The organism is Vibrio litoralis DSM 17657 (assembly GCF_000426765.1).
GTDB classification, from domain to species: domain Bacteria; phylum Pseudomonadota; class Gammaproteobacteria; order Enterobacterales; family Vibrionaceae; genus Vibrio; species Vibrio litoralis.
Genome location: NZ_AUFZ01000022.1, coordinates 46,081 through 61,944, shown reverse-complemented (window position 1 = coordinate 61,944; position 15,864 = coordinate 46,081). Strand labels below are relative to the sequence as shown.

The following is a 15,864-nucleotide window of genomic DNA, read 5'->3' as shown; positions in this document are numbered from 1 at the left end:
TTCTTCAAAAACATTCTTACTCGGCTTTTCTTATCTTTTAACTATGAGCTAATTCTTCTACTCATACTTTGATAGGACGGGAGGTCATCATGGGATTTGCTGAACGAGATATTTATTCCACTAATGAGTCAAATAACCACCACTCTGTTCATTATGTTAACAACAATGAGCATAAAGCTTCGCATGAAATGATGACGTTGCTGGATGATGTTCGTCTGGTGAGAAATCACGCTTATATCAATGGGAAATGGCAATGTGGTGATAGTTTTCATGCGGTTGAAAACCCTGCGAACAACCAGACTATTGGCTACATCAGCATGTTAAAAGAACAACAAATTGAAGAAGCCATCGAATCGGCAGATAACGCTTTCCATCCTTGGCGAAAATTAAGTGCCGATCAGCGTGCCGACCTTCTAATGAATTGGTATTACGCCATCTTAGAAGCCAAGCAAGATTTAGCCTATTTAATGGTGGTTGAGCAAGGAAAAACGCTCGCCGAAGCAATAGGTGAAGTGGAATATGGCGCGTCCTTTATTCGTTGGTTTGCTGAAGAAGCGCGTCGTAGTTACGGGCATACCATTCCCAGTCATATCAACAATGCGCAACTTTCTACGTTGCGAGAGCCTATTGGCGTTGCGGCTTTAATTACCCCTTGGAATTTTCCTAATGCGATGATCACACGTAAAGCGGCCGCGGCATTAGCCATTGGTTGCACCGTGGTGATTAAACCTGCTAGTGATACGCCATTTTCAGCACTTGCCTTAGCGGAGTTAGCCGATCGTTGTGGTTTTCCTGCTGGAGTATTTAACGTCGTGACGGGCGATGCGGCGATGATTTCAAAAACCTTGTGTGCTTCTCCTGTGGTTAAAGCATTGTCTTTTACTGGTTCAACACCGGTAGGCAAATTATTGCTAAAACAAGCGGCAGATACGGTCAAAAAATGCAGCATGGAGTTAGGCGGTAATGCGCCATTTATTGTGCTGGATGATATGGATATTGATCAGGTGGTTCATGCTGCTATCGATGCTAAGTTTCAAACCTCTGGGCAAGATTGTTTAGCGGCCAATCGTATCTTTGTTCCGCGTCGTCACTATGAAAAGTTCTTAGATAAGTTTGCCAAGGCCATGAATGACATTGTGGTGGGTAATGGGCTTGATCCGAAAGTCACACTTGGGCCGCTTATTTCGGCGAATGCTGCCAAAAATGCGGCGCGTTTAGTCAGCGATGCCATCGATAAAGGGGCGCGCTTAATTTCCCAGTATCAAGGTCATTTATCGGGAGCGAACTTTTTTCCGCCTACCTTGCTTGCGGATGTGACTCCGGATATGGCGGTGTATCGCGAAGAGAACTTTTGCCCCGTTGCAGGTGTGATCCCTTATGACGATGTAGAGCAAGTGATTGAAATGAGCAACGATACCGAATATGGCTTAGCGGCTTATGTCTATGGTCACAATATCCATGATATTTGGCGCTGCATGCGAGGGTTAGAATTTGGCATGGTGAGTGTCAATTCCGTCAAGATGACCGGTGGGCCAATACCATTTGGCGGCGTTAAACAGTCGGGTCTCGGGCGAGAGGGAAGCTGCCACGGCTTTGATGAATTCAGTGAGATTAAATACTGCTGTTTAGGGCAACTACCAACGGCGAGCGGATCTTGAGTAAATAAAGTGAATTGATGAGTGAATTAAAAGGAGAAAAGATATGACTAAATCAACAGAGCAACTTTTAAAAACTGACCGCGAGAGCATTTTTCACTCTTCTACCCATTTGAAGCAGTACGCCGCAGGTGAGTTGCCAGGTCGTATTATTACTGGCGCGAAAGGGTTGAAAATTACCGATTCGGAAGGCATCGAACTTCTTGATGGCTTTGCCGGTTTATATTGCGTAAACGTTGGCTATGGACGTGAAGAAATGGCCGATGCGATTTATGAACAAGCGAAGAAACTGGCGTACTACCATACCTATGTGGGCCATACTAATGAGGCATTAATTGAGCTTTCTGACCGAATTTTAAAATGGGCTCCAGATGGCATGAGCAAAGTCTACTACGGTCTATCAGGTAGTGATGCCAATGAAACTCAACTCAAACTGGTGTGGTATTACAACAATGCTCGAGGAAAGCCTGAGAAGAAAAAAATCATTTCGCGTGAGCGTGGCTATCATGGCTCTAGTATTGCATCTGGCTCCATGACAGGTTTGCCAATCTTCCATGCGCATTTTGATCTACCACTTGAGCGGATTAAACACACCATGTCGCCTTATTATTATCGCCGTGAAGTGGATAATATGAGCGAGGAAGAATTCTCTCAACTCTGTGCCGATCAACTGGAAGCGCAGATTTTAAAAGAAGATCCCGATACCGTTGCTGCGATGATAGCGGAACCAGTACTCGGAACGGGCGGCATTGTGCCACCACCAAGCGGTTATTGGCCTGCAATTCGTAAAGTGCTCGATAAATACGACATCTTACTGATTGCTGATGAAGTGGTGTGTGGCTTTGGTCGACTAGGTGTCAATTTTGGTTCAGATTTGTATCAAATGAAACCAGACCTTATGACGGTCGCGAAAGGGCTAACTTCTGCGTATTTGCCTCTATCAGGTGTGATCATTGGTGATAAAGTGTGGTCGGTTTTAGAAGACGGAACCGATCAATGGGGTGCGATTGGCCATGGTTATACCTACTCAGGGCATCCGATGGGCGCTGCGGCAGCGTTATGTAATCTTGATATTATCGAACGTGAAGGGTTGGTGGAAAACAGCCGAATTGTCGGGCAATACTTACAACAGCAAATGCATGCGAAATTTGTCGATCATCCTATGGTTGGTGATACCCGTGGAGTAGGGCTGTTGCATGGTCTTGAGTTCTCGTCAGATAAATACCATCGCACTCAATTTGATCCTAGCTTAAAAGTCGGGCCACAAGTTGCGGCAGCGTGTTTAGAGCGAGGTTTAATTGCTCGCGCCATGCCACATGGGGATATTTTAGGGTTTGCGCCACCTCTAGTCGCAACCAAAAGTGATATTGACCAAATGGTAGATATTACCGAACAAGCGGTCAATCAGGTGATGGAGAATCTGGTTAAACAGAAACTTTGGTACTAATGCCGAACGGCTAGGTTGATAAAACGTAGTTGAAAATAAAGCATTTCTTTCCACTCATTGTTGTGTGAAATGGTTGTGGGAAGAAATGCTTTTATTTTTTATGTGATTGGAGAGAAGAACTACTTCATCTTAATTGAGAATTTTGGTTTTTCTTGCTCCGAAGTTCCTTGCTGTTGTGCCTCTGAAGTTCCTTGCTGTTGTGCCTCTTCTGGCGTTGGGTAATTCAACTGGGTTTGCATATGCAGCGCTTGTGCAGGAAGAGCAACATCCGCACCATGCTTATGGACAATATCTAAAGCTTTTAAGAGTACATCTTGTTTAACTTCATGGAAGCGTACCCAGGCAACGGTTTTTGTTAACGCGTAGATAAAGAAGTTGAGTGATGAATCCCCAAAAGTATCGAAATTTACAATGATGGTTTGGCGATCATCAATATCAGGGTGATTGGTCACCATGTCTCGAACCTCTTCAATGATCGCGTTCACTTTATTGGCATCTTGGTAACGTAACCCAATCGTTTCGTAGATTTGTCGATTGAGCATACGAGAAGGGTTTTCAACCACGATATTGCTAAAAATAGCATTAGGAACATAAAGCGGGCGTCGGTCGAAGGTGCGTATTACTGTCATGCGCCAACCGATTTTTTCAACTGTACCTTCAATACTTCTGTCTGGAGAGCGGATCCAATCATTAACTTTAAAAGGGCGATCTAGATAAATCATCATGCCGCCAAAGAAATTAGACAGTAAGTCTTTAGCCGCAAGACCTGCAATTAAACCACCGACACCACCAAAGGTAAGCAAACCAGAAAGACTTAAGCCTAAGGTTTGCAATATGGTCATCGCACCTATGAGGAAAATGATAATCCGCACAACCTTGGATAAAGCTTGAACGGTCGTTTCATCACGCTTGTTGTTTTCTAAAATGACTTGTTCTGAGTACCTAACTAGGCGGAATAGAGTCCAGACGACTAAGCTGATTCCAAGTAGTCCTTGTATGGTATAAAGCCAGGAGATTGAGCGGTCAAAGAGATCTTCAAGCAAGACACTGATACCTATCAACATCGGCCAACACCAAATAAGCGTAGTGATAGGCGCTTGAACAGAGTGAATAACCACATCGTCCCACCGTAGTGAGGTTCTTTCAGCAAACTTCATTAAGCGCGCATAGATAAAGCGCCAGATTAACCAAACAAGAAAACTAGAAGCTGCAATCGTTAGCAGATCGGTTACCCAGTTGTATGAATGGTTAGCTAGAAAAGTATTAAAACGTTCATAAAATGCTTTCAAACTGATTTCCTGCTAAACGAGTGTGTCTACGGTAACTAAACTATCAAAAATCCCAATTTATTCCTACTCTTATCATTAACCTACCGTATGATTTTATTTGAATGATTACAGTAGCTTTATACCTATTCGGAGGATTAGATCAAATTGTAAACATTTTAGTGATAGATAGTTAAAAAAGTCGACAAGATGAAGCAAGGTTTTGATTTTTGATTAATAATAAGTTGGTGTTTAAAGAAATAGTTGGTAGGGTTTGCCGATCTTTTTCATTATTTCTCTACTGTACATAACGTTCAGTGATTTGAAAGGCTATATCAGAGTATGAAATCTTCAATTAAACAGTTTGCAGTTATCGGATTAGGACGTTTTGGACGTTCAGTGTGTGAAGAGTTATGTAGTGCAGGTGCAGAAGTACTTGCAATTGATGTTAATGAAGAAAGAGTGAAGGGTGTTTCCTCTATTGCGACTAACGCGATTGTGGCCAACTGTGCGAATGAAGAAACCGCTCAAGAATTAAAGCTTGAAGAATATGACATGGTAATGGTGGCGATTGGTTCAGATGTTAATGCTAGTATTTTAACGACTCTAGTGGTTAAAGAATTAGGTGCGAAAAATGTCTGGGTGAAAGCTAACGATAAATTCCACGCCAAAATCTTACAGAAAATCGGCGCTGATCATGTAATTTTACCTGAGAGAGACATGGGGATTCGCGTTGCTCGTAAAATGCTGGATCGTCGTGTGTTTGATTTCCATGATATCGGTAGTGGCTTAGCAATCAGTGAAATCGTTATTGCACTTAAAAATATGGGTAAAAAATTAGGTGATTTATCTCTTTGTAAAGATCCTGATATGAAGGTGCTGGCGATTAAGCGCGGCCCTGAAATTATTGATTCTCCTGAATATGATACGGTACTTGAAATGGGCGATATCTTATTCATTGTTGGGCCACAAGATATTATGGCTCATAAAATGAAATCGATGTAATAGGCTAACCATGAAGTTATTAGAAACTCGAGGTTCAGTCTTTACCATTAAACAAGATGGTGAGAGAAAAGGTTGGTCTGAACCTAAAATCATTTTAGGCAGCTTTCTTTCTATCTTAATTCCTGCGGCAGTGTTACTGACTCTTCCTGTTTTTTCTGTTTCTGGTCTGTCATTTACTGATGCACTCTTTACTGCGACCTCTGCAATTAGTGTAACCGGTTTAGGTGTGGTTGATACCGGACAACACTTTACTATCGAAGGGCAAATATTATTGATGCTCTTGATGCAGATTGGCGGTCTTGGGCAAATGACGTTATCTGCCGTTTTGCTATATATCTTTGGTGTTCGATTAAGCTTAAAGCAACAAGCGGTAGCGAAAGAAGCGTTAGGGCAAGATAAGAACGTAAACTTAAAAAAATTAGTCACCAAGATCATTATCTTCGCTTGTATTGCTGAATTGATCGGAATGATAATTTTGGCTTTTACTTGGGTGCCAGAAATGGGCTGGGGGAAAGGGTTGTATTATTCCTTATTCCATTCGGTCTCAGCTTTTAATAACGCCGGTTTTTCTCTATTTTCTGACAGCATTATGGGCTACGTCGCAAACCCTGCGATTACTTTCCCTCTTGCCGGTTTATTTATTATCGGTGGTATTGGTTTTACCGTGATTACAGATGTCAGTGCCAATTGGCGTCGTGGATTTCGTGGTTTTAATCTACATACCAAAATCATGTTAACCGCTACTCCTATTTTATTACTATTTGGCACCATTATGTTTTGGCTGTTAGAGCGTAATAACCCTGCGACAATGGGGCATTTATCGGAAGGTGGACAATGGCTCGCGGCTTTTTTCCAATCGGCAACGGCGCGTACTGCCGGCTTTAATAGTATTGATATAAGCCAGTTAACCCAGCCAGCACTACTTATCATGATTGTTTTAATGCTCATTGGTGCGGGCTCTGCCTCAACCGGTGGTGGTATTAAAGTGTCTACGTTTGTGGTGGCAATTGTCGCGACTTGGGCGTTTTTAAAGCAAAAACAACATGCAGTTTTATTCCGTAGAACAGTCAGTTGGCCTAAAGTAACTCGTGCATTAGCGATTATCGTAGTCAGCGGTATTATACTAACGGGCTCGATGTTCCTATTGATGCTTACCGAAAAAGCCAGTTTTGATAAAGTAATGTTTGAAACAATTTCAGCATTCGCGACAGTAGGGGTTTCTGCCGGATTAACTGCAGAGTTATCAGAGCCCGGCAAATATATCATGGTAGTGATCATGATTATTGGCCGTATCGGGCCTTTGACGTTGGCGTATATGTTAGCGAAACCGAAGCCAACTTTATTGAAATACCCAGAAGATAACGTTCTAACTGGCTAATTAATGTAATATTTTGATATTTGTATATATAATGAGAATAAGTTAAGTTTTAAAGCGAGCCTATGGTGCTCGCTTTACTTTATAAATAACGAGGTTTAAATGCGCACGATTGGTAATATTTTATGGTTCCTACTGGGTGGCGTATTCATGGGGCTGTTTTGGTGGTTAGCTGGCCTGATTTGTATTTTGACGATTATTTGTATTCCTTGGGCTAAATCGTGCTTTATCATCGGCACGTTTACCTTTTTTCCATTTGGTAAAGAGGCCGTTAAGCGAAATGAACTAACCTTCAAAGAAGATATGGGGACCGGGTTTTTAGGCATGCTTGGTAATGTGGTGTGGTTTGTCTTTGCTGGCATTTGGCTGGCACTGGGTCACTTAGCCTCAGCATTAGCTTGTTTCGTGACAATCATCGGTATTCCTTTTGGTATTCAGCACATCAAATTAGCGGTTATTTCATTAGCACCGATTGGCCAAACGATCGTGAAGAAATATTAAATTCCGTTATAGGTATGATTAAAAGGAATGAGTATGCAAGCACAAGTAAAATGGGTTGATGGTTTTCAGTTTATCGGTGAATCACAGTCTGGTCACTCTGTTGTGATGGATGGCAATGGCGGTAAAACGGCACCAAGCCCGATGGAAATGGTATTGATGGCTGCGGGTGGTTGCAGTTCAGTTGATGTGGTTGATGGCCTAAAAGGTGCCGGGCAACATATTAAAACCTGTGTCGCTAAACTGACTACTGAGCGTCGAGAAACCGCACCGAAAGTATTTACCGAGATTAACATTCACTTTGAATTAACCGGCGAACAATTAGATGAAGAACTAGTGGAAAAAGCCGTTTCTGAGTCGTTAGAGAAATATTGCTCAGTTTGTTTAATGCTTGGGGCGGGTGTCACGATGACGCATAGTTGGTCAATTGTTTAAACGGTTTGTCTGTAAATAGTAAAATTTCTCCAATAAGGTTGATTTTACTAGATAAGTTTACTTAACTATTTGATAATCATGCTTTGTTGGTTTTTCGGAGAAAATATATGGATAACAAATTAGTCGCAATTATTTTAGCGGTATTACTTCCACCAGTAGCCGTATTTTTAAAATGTGGTGTAGGTAAAGATCTACTGATCAACGTAGTATTGTGCTTTTTCTTTTTCTTCCCTGCGATGATTCATGCTTTATGGCTTGTGACTAAGTAGTAGACTTATTCTCTTGTCGTAGTTCAAACGCCTCATGCTTATGTATGGGGCGTTTTAGTTTTTCAGCAGCAAAACAAATAGAACATGGTAGAATTTGTTTCAATACAGAAATGCCATTTAGGATACCGAATCGCCGATGCAGTATGTGAAGATTAAAGATGCCGTTGTAGAGCAAATAGAATCTGGCCTTCTGATGCCCAAGCAAAAACTACCATCAGAACGTCAATTGGCTGAATCTTTTGATACCACGAGGGTGACTTTAAGAGAGGCATTATCTTTACTGGAAGCCGAAGGTAAAGTGTATAGAGAAGACCGACGTGGTTGGTTTATCTCTCCAGAGCCGTTGATATACGATCCTAGTCAAGCGTTAGGTTTTACTGAAATGGCATTCGCTCAGCAGCGTAAACCAGAAACAAAATTGATCACTGCAAAATCCATGCTGGCTAATAAGAAAGCTTCGAAGCAACTAAACCTGAAACCTTTTAGCAATGTTTATTGTATTGATCGGGTGCGTTATTTAGATGATCGCCCAGTGGCTTTTGTGACGACTTATGTCCATCCAAATTTATTTCCTAATCTTCTTGAGCATGACTTAAGTGCTTCTCTTATTGATGTATATCGTCAGCACTACCATCAAGAGTACCAAGCAATTCGATATCGCATTACCGCTTCTTCTTTGATGGGGGAAACCGCTCAAGCTTTACGTGCCACTTCGGGTAGTCCAGCAACGCTTGTTGAAAAAATGCGTTATAACCAAGATGGAATATTGCTTGATTGTGCGTTTGAATTTTGGCGTCATGATGCGATGTGTATTGAGTCTGTGGCCGATTTTAATATTGAATAACCGTTTTAAAGAGAATAAAGAGTTAATGAAATTACTACGCAGTACCGTGCACCCAGATGTGCAAAAGTTAGAATCTAAATCGATTATTCAACGCTTAGCAACACGTGCGATTGCCATGAAAGGTGAGAATATTCTGCTACTTTATACCGAGCGCTACCACGACTACAGCTTGCCTGGTGGGGGATTAGACTCTGGTGAAGACAAAGTAGAGGGCATGATCCGCGAACTACAAGAAGAAACGGGTGCGCAGAATATTCGTAATATTGAAGCGTTCGGTTGCTATGAAGAGTTTCGTCCATGGTACAAAGATGATGCCAATGTGATGCACATGCTGTCTTATTGTTATACCTGCGAAGTTGATGAAACGTTAGGTGAAACCAGTTTTGAATCGCATGAAATCAATAATGGTATGAAGCCCGTGTGGATTAATATTCAACAAGCGATAGAGCACAACTTAAAAACCATTGAATTAAGTGATAAAAAAGGCATGTCGATTGAACGAGAAACCTTTCTCCTACAGTTGATAGTTGACCAGTGTTTAGAAAGTACTCATAACTAGAATCTTGTCTCTACCCCTTATTTATGTGTGGGGTAAAGCTATAATTTGGTTGTAATTATGTTAAAGTTTGGCGGAAGAAAACGATAATATAATAGGACGAAATTATGAAGTGGTTATGGATTGTACTGGTATCGTTATTGTCATTTCAGACGCTAGCAGATGAACCGCAAAAATACTCAGAGACGGAGATGCTCGATCGTCCTTTGATGGAACGCTATATCCTCGATGAGTTAAAATTACTGCGGACCGAGCAGCAAGATCTAGAGCGTCGCTTGACGGTGCAAATTACCGACCGAGAATTGGCTGTCGCAGATAAATCGCTCAACTATTCCAATATTACCGTAACTTACTTTTTCTACATTATCGCTGGTGTCGCTTCTTTGGTTGCACTAGTCGGTTGGCAGTCTTTGAAAGAGATTAAGCACAACACCAAAGAAATGGCTGATAAGCGTCTTAATGAAATCACCATGTCTTATGAGAAAAAGTTTAGTGCCTTAGAGCGTGACTTAAAGCGTAAGACGCGGATCATTACAGAGAACAACCGCGAAATTGAAATTATTAATGAAGTTCATAACTTGTGGCTTCGTGCGCAGAGTGCTCAGACTCCAGAGCAAAAAATTGAAACTTATGATGAAATTTTAAAAATTCGCCCTGGTGATCTCGAAGCGTTAACCCATAAAGCCGATTCAGCAATGGAAATCAATGAATACCATTGGGCGTTGAGTATTTGTAATCGAGTACTTGAAGTTGATGATAATAATGGGCACGCTCTATACCAACGTGCTTGTGCCTACTCTCGACTCGGTGCGGAAGAGCAAGCGATTAATGATCTTGTTTTAGCGATTGAATCGAGTGCTTCACTTCGAGAACTTGCCTCTGATGAGCCAGATTTTGAAATGTTAAGAGGTAATCCTCGTTTCGAAACCCTAATTGATAGCAATGAGCACTCTTAATATTTATGAATAACGTTTCTTCAAATGTCTCCCGTTTATCGCAAATATGGCGGGGGACTTTAGCTATTTCTCCTTTAAGTTTAGCTGTAATTCCTTGGGGGTTATTGGCAGGATCGTATGCGATTGATATCGGTTTAACCCCACTTGAAGCGCAAGCGTTATCGGCGATTTTATTTGCTGGGGCCGCGCAACTCGTGGCAACGGGTATGTTTGATGCTCAAGTAGGCTTGTGGACTATGTTGCTGACGACTTTGTTTATTACTTCTCGTCACTTTCTTTACAGTATGTCGATGCGTGAAAAGCTGAGCTCTTTGCCGCTTAAATGGCGTCTAGGGTTAGGCTTTTTACTTACCGATGAATTGTTTGCGGTTTGTGGCCATCAAACTCAAAAAGCGTTTAGTCGTTGGTACGCATTAGGTGCAGGCTTTAGCTTCTACCTAGTTTGGAATATTGCTAGTTTTATCGGGATTGTCGCAGGAAAACAAATTCCGAATTTAGATCAGTGGGGACTTGAGTTTGCCGTCGCCGCAACGTTTATTGCGATTGTCATTCCGACGATTAAAACTTGGTCTGTTTTAACATCGGTAATCGTAGCCTTGGTAGCATCTGTTTTACTGAGTTATTGGAAAATCGAAGGTAGCCTTATTATTGCCAGTTTGCTCGCGATGGTGGCAGGTTACTTGGTCGAAGGTAATGCTAAAGATAAAGCCGTTTCTCATCAAAATAGTGAGGGAGAAGCATGATTCTACTTTCAATTTTGGCGATGACAGCGGTGGTGTTTTTAAGCCGTTATTTGTTTCTTTCCCCCAAGCTACCACTGAAATTAAATGGCAATGCGCAGCGTTTGCTTAGCTACTCTAGCCCGGCAGTGTTAACCGCTATTTGGGCACCGATTGTGTTTATCCACGATGATCGTTTATCGGTTTCTTATCATAATCCATACTTGATAGCGGCTATTCTCGCGGCGTTTATTGCTTGGAAAACAAAGAATGTTATTGCGACGACGGTTTTAAGTATGCTTTGCTTCTTTGTTCTCAATGCCTGGGTTGTATAGCACCCCCTCTTTACTTGAGTTTATACTCGTGTAAGGAAGCAAGTAAAGAGGTGCTGAAATGATATTAGAATTACTTCTTAACTAAGCCATAGGGTAAATCGCTAAATACCTTTGGCTGATTTGAAATGGTTGGAGCAGCATTGGTTCCTTGCCAGTTAAGCAGCATAATCGCCAATACGTTTCTGTGCTCACCTTTTCTTAATTCAAAATCACCATCGGTTGATGGAATCATTCCTTTTTTCATATTAATCGCATGAGCAATAGTGGCTTGTGTATCGGCAAGAGTTGGTGAATCTAATTTCCCAGCGAGCAGATAACTGATACCGACTTCTGCCACGACATCCTCTTTAGTTCGAGTTAATATCTGTTCAATGTTTTTATCGAAGTAATCATAAATCCATGCGAATTCTTTGCTGTCGATAGGCTGCTGATAGTATTCCGAAGCGGCAAAAATAATGTGGGTTAAACCGTAAATTTTATTCGTATATTGTTGGTCGGTAAGTTGTTTATCTTGGCTATCTGGGTAGGTATTTTGGAAAGCGAGAATAAAGTCATCAACCACATCTTGCTCATCTAACTGACGCAACCAATATACTTGATTCGCTAATTGAGCTGCCCATGCTTTGATCATTTCAGGATCGGTTGCATAGGGTTTAAAATCGAATTGACGGATTAAGTTATGCAAATGTTTATCGTTTTTATGCTTTAAACCATATTCATCTGCGCGAGCCATAGCGCCAAGAAGATCAATGCCTAGGAAGAGATACTCAGGCTTATCTTTGGTCACCTTGTAGCGCATTTGGGTGCGAACCGTCCCCTTTGTTTTGTAGTACTGTAATTTTTTCTGCCCGTAAGCTTTAGCTTGTTTCGGTGTGTGTATTTCAGCGGCAATTTCGTTGAGCGTACTGGTGACTCTTGCCATATCTGACCAAACTGCCGCGGAGTATTTAGGATCTAACGTTTGACGGAACATTCGCAGTCCGTAATGTCCGGCCGTACTGGCATTCAAAGTGTAAAGTTGGCTCTCAAATGTATGCTTAATAAGCTCGGCATCTTGTTGATAGCGACTGGCTTGAATCGGTGATGTTTGTTGGCTTGGATTCTCTTTTGCTAAGACGGTTGGTACAAAGGCAAGCTGTGAAAAACCAAAGATGGCGATAGCAACCAGAGATGCTGGTTTGAGCTTAAACATAAGAATATCCTTTTCGATTTGTATGGCTAGAAATTAATCTTTATCCTTATAAATTACACCTGTTTACGCCGTTTTGTATTAATTATTTGAATTTACATGGCAAAATTGACACTAAACTTACTAAAAATAATAGAGAGCTTTGTTTCTATAGAAACCCTTTAGAAGGCTAAGCCGATTTTTAATACAGCCGCAATATGAAAATGGTATGGTATATACCCAAGTGACTTGCATCTTGAAGTTACTTGGGTATATATCCAGCTGAAGGAGAAATACGATGCAGATACAGGTTGATACTCACACTCACACTTATGCAAGTGGCCACGCTTATAGTACGTTAATCGAGAATGCAGAGTGCGCTCATCACCATGGTATGAAAATGTTCTGCACAACGGATCATGCTTCAACTATGCCTGGTGCGCCACACTATTGGTTTTTCAATAACCAACGTATTCTTCCTCGATTTTTAAATGATGTCGCTATTCTGCGCGGCATGGAAAGCAACATCATCAATGAAGCTGGTGAGGTCGATATTCATCCTAGTACCGATGAACATTTAGATTGGGTGATTGCGAGTTTTCATGAGCCGGTATTTGCGTCTGCTACTAAAAAAGTCCATACCACAACGTTAATCAATGTGATTGAAAGTGGCCGTATTGATGCGCTTGGTCATTTAGGAAACCCGAGATACGATTTCGATTTTAAAGCGGTAGCTGAATGTGCTAAACAATACAATGTGGCGATTGAGTTGAATAACTCCTCATTAAAAGGCGGCAGCCGTGCGGGCAGTGAACTGCGTTGTGAAGCGATCGCCTTGGCAGTAAAAGAAGCGGGTGGTTATATCACGACAGGCACCGATGCTCACTTTGCTCATGATCTCGGTAAATTTGAAAAGGCCAGTGAATTACTTGACCGTATTGAAATGCCAGCAGAGCAGGTGATCACGCACACACCGAAACAGTTTTTAGAATTCCTAGCCAAACGCGGCCGCCAAGCGATTGTTGAATTTGAGGGGTTGTAGCCCTAGGGTTTCATCTCGATAGTTCATTAAGATGGCCAATTAAATAGGTAAATGTTTTACTGCATAATCAATAAACACTTTCAAACGCGTCGGCATGTATTTGCTTGACGCGTATTGCATCGCAATTACCCCGTGATAATTTCCTTTGATTGTCCAATCATCTAACACTTGGATGACTTCTCCATTACTTAATGCTTCTCGGATAACAAAATCAGGGAAGATACCAATACCAAGCCCATCTTTTACCCCATTTAAACGCATTTGTGAGTGGTTCACGGCATAACGGCCTGACACTGGGATCGTATGTGTTTCATTGCCTTTTACAAAATCCCAAATATGATCGGTGCGAGTTTCGCCTAGGTACAGACAGTCATGAAACTTAAGTTCGGTTGGGTGAGTGGGAATGCCTTTTAAAGCCAGATAATCGGGGCTGGCACATAATGATAAATTCACTTTACCGAGTTCTCGTGAGATTAGATTCTCATACGGCTTATCGGTTAATCGAAACATGATGTCGATACCTTGCTCTAGCATATCGATATCCCCATCAGATACTTTAAGCTTGAGTTCGATATCAGGATAGCGTTGTAGAAAGGGCGTCACAATCGGTTGCAACACGATACTTAAAAAGGCTTTAGGAGCTGCGATAGTAATGGTACCGACCGGTGCTTCATGTTCTGCATTAGAAATATCGACCGCTTGCTGGGCAGCATTCACCATGGCAACCGATTGTTGGTAAATCTTTTGGCCTGACTGGGTAATTTGCAGAGTGCGAGTGGTTCGGTCAAATAGTTTAACGGAAAGCGAGGCTTCTAACCGCGTGATGAGCTTACTTAACGCAGAAGGGGTGACACCTAATTCTTTTGCTGCCGCGGTAAAACTTCCTTTATTGACCACGAGTATGAAGCTAGCTAAATCGGGCAAAAGAGCAATCAATCGAGAGTTAAGCATGCCATTATCTCCAAGTAGTAGTCTATTTGTGAATTCAGTTCACTAATGTTTTTCCATTCAGGGGGATAATAGTCTTTTATGGCATAAACTAGAATAGATGTTAGGTTTTTAATTGAAAAAATCACAAATATAAAAAGGAAATTTCATGTCTTCTGCATTCTACAGCCAGATAAACCAACAAATTGAAGATGTTAAGTCTGAAGGTTTGTATAAATCTGAGCGTATTATTACTTCTGCGCAAGCCGCTGCGGTTTCTATTTCAACCGGCGAGGAAGTATTGAACTTCTGTGCAAATAACTACTTAGGTTTAGCAAATCATCCAGAGCTGATTGAAGCGGCGAAGCAAGGCATGGATGAGCACGGTTTTGGTATGGCTTCTGTACGTTTTATTTGTGGTACACAAGATTCGCATAAAGAGCTTGAGCGTAAATTGTCTGATTTCTTAGGCATGGAAGATACCATTCTTTACACGTCTTGCTTTGATGCAAATACAGGTTTATTCGAAACTATTCTTGGCGCGGAAGATGCGATTATTTCTGATGCCCTAAACCACGCATCTATCATTGATGGTGTTCGTTTGTGTAAAGCAAAACGCTTCCGCTATGCCAACAATAATATGGCTGAATTAGAGCAACAATTGATCGCCGCAGATGAAGCTGGCGCACGTCATAAACTGATTGTGACAGACGGTGTATTCTCAATGGATGGTGTGGTTGCAAACTTAACCGCTATCTGTGATTTAGCCGATAAATACAACGCCTTAGTAATGGTGGATGATTCTCACGCGGTTGGCTTTATGGGTGAAAATGGTCGTGGTACTCACGAATACAATAATGTAATGGGCCGTATTGATTTGATCACGGGCACATTAGGCAAAGCAATGGGTGGCGCTTCAGGTGGTTACACTTCAGGTAAAAAAGAAGTGATTGACTGGTTACGTCAACGTTCTCGTCCTTACTTGTTCTCAAACTCGGTTGCACCTGCAATTGTTTCGGCTTCTATTCGTGTGATTGATCTACTGGCTGAAAGTAACGATCTGCGTGCTAAGCTTTGGGAAAATGCCGATCACTTCCGTACTCGCATGACAGAAGCGGGCTTTACTATGGCCGGTGCTGATCACGCGATCATCCCTATTATGTTAGGTGATGCAAAAGTGGCAGCTGAATTTGCAGAACGTGCACTTGAAAAAGGTATTTACGTTGTCGGTTTCTCATTCCCCGTGGTACCAAAAGGCCAAGCACGTATTCGTACTCAAATGTCTGCTGCACATAGCCGTGAACAACTTGACCGTGCAATTGATGCATTTATCAAAGTCGGCAAAGAAATGGAGATCATCTAAATGGG

General features: G+C 41.8%; 17 protein-coding genes. 14 read left to right on the top strand and 3 right to left on the bottom strand.

Features of this window, described 5'->3' with window-relative positions; translation table 11 throughout:
* Positions 1–188: 188 nt before the first annotated feature.
* Positions 189–1,658, top strand: coding sequence for an NAD-dependent succinate-semialdehyde dehydrogenase (locus tag K358_RS0109195; RefSeq protein ID WP_051241264.1), 1,470 nt, complete (start codon positions 189–191; stop codon positions 1,656–1,658).
* A 43-nt stretch (positions 1,659–1,701) separates the two neighbouring features.
* Positions 1,702–3,102: an aspartate aminotransferase family protein gene (locus K358_RS0109190; protein WP_027696544.1), complete on the top strand. Its 1,401-nt coding sequence runs from the start codon at positions 1,702–1,704 to the stop codon at positions 3,100–3,102.
* A gap of 119 nt (positions 3,103–3,221) precedes the next feature.
* Here K358_RS0109190 and K358_RS18275 read toward each other — a convergent pair whose 3' ends face one another.
* Positions 3,222–4,391, bottom strand: a complete 1,170-nt coding sequence (locus K358_RS18275) for a mechanosensitive ion channel family protein (protein WP_244875244.1) — start codon at positions 4,389–4,391, stop codon at positions 3,222–3,224.
* 318 nt (positions 4,392–4,709) lie between these two features.
* On the opposite strand from K358_RS18275, the gene K358_RS0109180 reads away from it, so the two are divergent.
* The 10 genes from K358_RS0109180 to K358_RS0109135 all read left to right on the top strand — a co-directional run bounded on the left by K358_RS0109180 (position 4,710) and on the right by K358_RS0109135 (position 11,359).
* A complete protein-coding gene (locus K358_RS0109180) occupies positions 4,710–5,372 on the top strand; it encodes a potassium channel family protein (protein ID WP_027696543.1) in 663 nt (220 codons plus the stop codon).
* Between the two features lie 10 nt (positions 5,373–5,382).
* Positions 5,383–6,750, top strand: coding sequence for a TrkH family potassium uptake protein (locus K358_RS0109175; protein WP_027696542.1), 1,368 nt, complete (start codon positions 5,383–5,385; stop codon positions 6,748–6,750).
* A 99-nt stretch (positions 6,751–6,849) separates the two neighbouring features.
* On the top strand, positions 6,850–7,248 hold the full coding sequence (locus K358_RS0109170) for a YccF domain-containing protein (RefSeq protein ID WP_027696541.1): 399 nt from the start codon (positions 6,850–6,852) through the stop codon (positions 7,246–7,248).
* A 33-nt stretch (positions 7,249–7,281) separates the two neighbouring features.
* Complete coding sequence (locus K358_RS0109165; RefSeq protein WP_027696540.1) at positions 7,282–7,680, top strand: OsmC family protein; 399 nt, start codon at positions 7,282–7,284, stop codon at positions 7,678–7,680.
* 107 nt (positions 7,681–7,787) lie between these two features.
* Positions 7,788–7,949, top strand: coding sequence for a YqaE/Pmp3 family membrane protein (locus K358_RS19010; RefSeq protein ID WP_027696539.1), 162 nt, complete (start codon positions 7,788–7,790; stop codon positions 7,947–7,949).
* A gap of 136 nt (positions 7,950–8,085) precedes the next feature.
* On the top strand, positions 8,086–8,793 hold the full coding sequence (gene phnR, locus K358_RS0109155) for a phosphonate utilization transcriptional regulator PhnR (protein ID WP_027696538.1): 708 nt from the start codon (positions 8,086–8,088) through the stop codon (positions 8,791–8,793).
* Between the two features lie 25 nt (positions 8,794–8,818).
* Entirely contained in the window at positions 8,819–9,352 is a 534-nt protein-coding gene (locus tag K358_RS0109150; RefSeq protein WP_027696537.1) for an NUDIX hydrolase, read from the top strand.
* 104 nt (positions 9,353–9,456) lie between these two features.
* Positions 9,457–10,305 (top strand): tetratricopeptide repeat protein, encoded by an 849-nt coding sequence (locus K358_RS0109145; protein ID WP_051241256.1) that lies wholly within the window; start codon positions 9,457–9,459, stop codon positions 10,303–10,305.
* A 5-nt stretch (positions 10,306–10,310) separates the two neighbouring features.
* Complete coding sequence (locus K358_RS18270; protein ID WP_051241255.1) at positions 10,311–11,048, top strand: AzlC family ABC transporter permease; 738 nt, start codon at positions 10,311–10,313, stop codon at positions 11,046–11,048.
* Positions 11,045–11,359 carry an AzlD domain-containing protein gene (locus tag K358_RS0109135; protein WP_027696535.1) on the top strand — a complete coding sequence of 105 codons (315 nt, stop codon included), beginning with the start codon at positions 11,045–11,047 and terminating at the stop codon, positions 11,357–11,359. The genes K358_RS18270 and K358_RS0109135 overlap by 4 nt, the downstream gene beginning before the upstream one ends.
* Before the next feature lie 70 nt (positions 11,360–11,429).
* On the opposite strand, the gene K358_RS0109130 is transcribed toward K358_RS0109135, so the two are convergent.
* Complete coding sequence (locus K358_RS0109130) at positions 11,430–12,551, bottom strand: DUF3541 domain-containing protein (protein ID WP_027696534.1); 1,122 nt, start codon at positions 12,549–12,551, stop codon at positions 11,430–11,432.
* Between the two features lie 274 nt (positions 12,552–12,825).
* Here K358_RS0109130 and K358_RS0109125 point away from each other — a divergent pair, with 274 nt between their 5' ends.
* Positions 12,826–13,569, top strand: a complete 744-nt coding sequence (locus K358_RS0109125; RefSeq protein WP_027696533.1) for a phosphatase — start codon at positions 12,826–12,828, stop codon at positions 13,567–13,569.
* A 39-nt stretch (positions 13,570–13,608) separates the two neighbouring features.
* Here K358_RS0109125 and K358_RS0109120 read toward each other — a convergent pair whose 3' ends face one another.
* Positions 13,609–14,520: a LysR family transcriptional regulator gene (locus K358_RS0109120; protein ID WP_027696532.1), complete on the bottom strand. Its 912-nt coding sequence runs from the start codon at positions 14,518–14,520 to the stop codon at positions 13,609–13,611.
* Positions 14,521–14,665: 145 nt separating this feature from the next.
* On the opposite strand from K358_RS0109120, the gene K358_RS0109115 reads away from it, so the two are divergent.
* Positions 14,666–15,859: a glycine C-acetyltransferase gene (locus K358_RS0109115; RefSeq protein ID WP_027696531.1), complete on the top strand. Its 1,194-nt coding sequence runs from the start codon at positions 14,666–14,668 to the stop codon at positions 15,857–15,859.
* The last annotated feature ends 5 nt before the right edge of the window (positions 15,860–15,864 follow it).

Coding starts and splice junctions, on each gene's coding strand:
- K358_RS0109195 (WP_051241264.1), top strand. CDS start 189: ATGATGACGTTGCTGGATGATGTTCGTCTGGTGAGAAATCACGCTTAT.
- K358_RS0109190 (WP_027696544.1), top strand. CDS start 1,702: ATGACTAAATCAACAGAGCAACTTTTAAAAACTGACCGCGAGAGCATT.
- K358_RS0109180 (WP_027696543.1), top strand. CDS start 4,710: ATGAAATCTTCAATTAAACAGTTTGCAGTTATCGGATTAGGACGTTTT.
- K358_RS0109175 (WP_027696542.1), top strand. CDS start 5,383: ATGAAGTTATTAGAAACTCGAGGTTCAGTCTTTACCATTAAACAAGAT.
- K358_RS0109170 (WP_027696541.1), top strand. CDS start 6,850: ATGCGCACGATTGGTAATATTTTATGGTTCCTACTGGGTGGCGTATTC.
- K358_RS0109165 (WP_027696540.1), top strand. CDS start 7,282: ATGCAAGCACAAGTAAAATGGGTTGATGGTTTTCAGTTTATCGGTGAA.
- K358_RS19010 (WP_027696539.1), top strand. CDS start 7,788: ATGGATAACAAATTAGTCGCAATTATTTTAGCGGTATTACTTCCACCA.
- phnR (WP_027696538.1), top strand. CDS start 8,086: ATGCAGTATGTGAAGATTAAAGATGCCGTTGTAGAGCAAATAGAATCT.
- K358_RS0109150 (WP_027696537.1), top strand. CDS start 8,819: ATGAAATTACTACGCAGTACCGTGCACCCAGATGTGCAAAAGTTAGAA.
- K358_RS0109145 (WP_051241256.1), top strand. CDS start 9,457: ATGAAGTGGTTATGGATTGTACTGGTATCGTTATTGTCATTTCAGACG.
- K358_RS18270 (WP_051241255.1), top strand. CDS start 10,311: ATGAATAACGTTTCTTCAAATGTCTCCCGTTTATCGCAAATATGGCGG.
- K358_RS0109135 (WP_027696535.1), top strand. CDS start 11,045: ATGATTCTACTTTCAATTTTGGCGATGACAGCGGTGGTGTTTTTAAGC.
- K358_RS0109130 (WP_027696534.1), bottom strand. CDS start 12,551: ATGTTTAAGCTCAAACCAGCATCTCTGGTTGCTATCGCCATCTTTGGT.
- K358_RS0109125 (WP_027696533.1), top strand. CDS start 12,826: ATGCAGATACAGGTTGATACTCACACTCACACTTATGCAAGTGGCCAC.
- K358_RS0109120 (WP_027696532.1), bottom strand. CDS start 14,520: ATGCTTAACTCTCGATTGATTGCTCTTTTGCCCGATTTAGCTAGCTTC.
- K358_RS0109115 (WP_027696531.1), top strand. CDS start 14,666: ATGTCTTCTGCATTCTACAGCCAGATAAACCAACAAATTGAAGATGTT.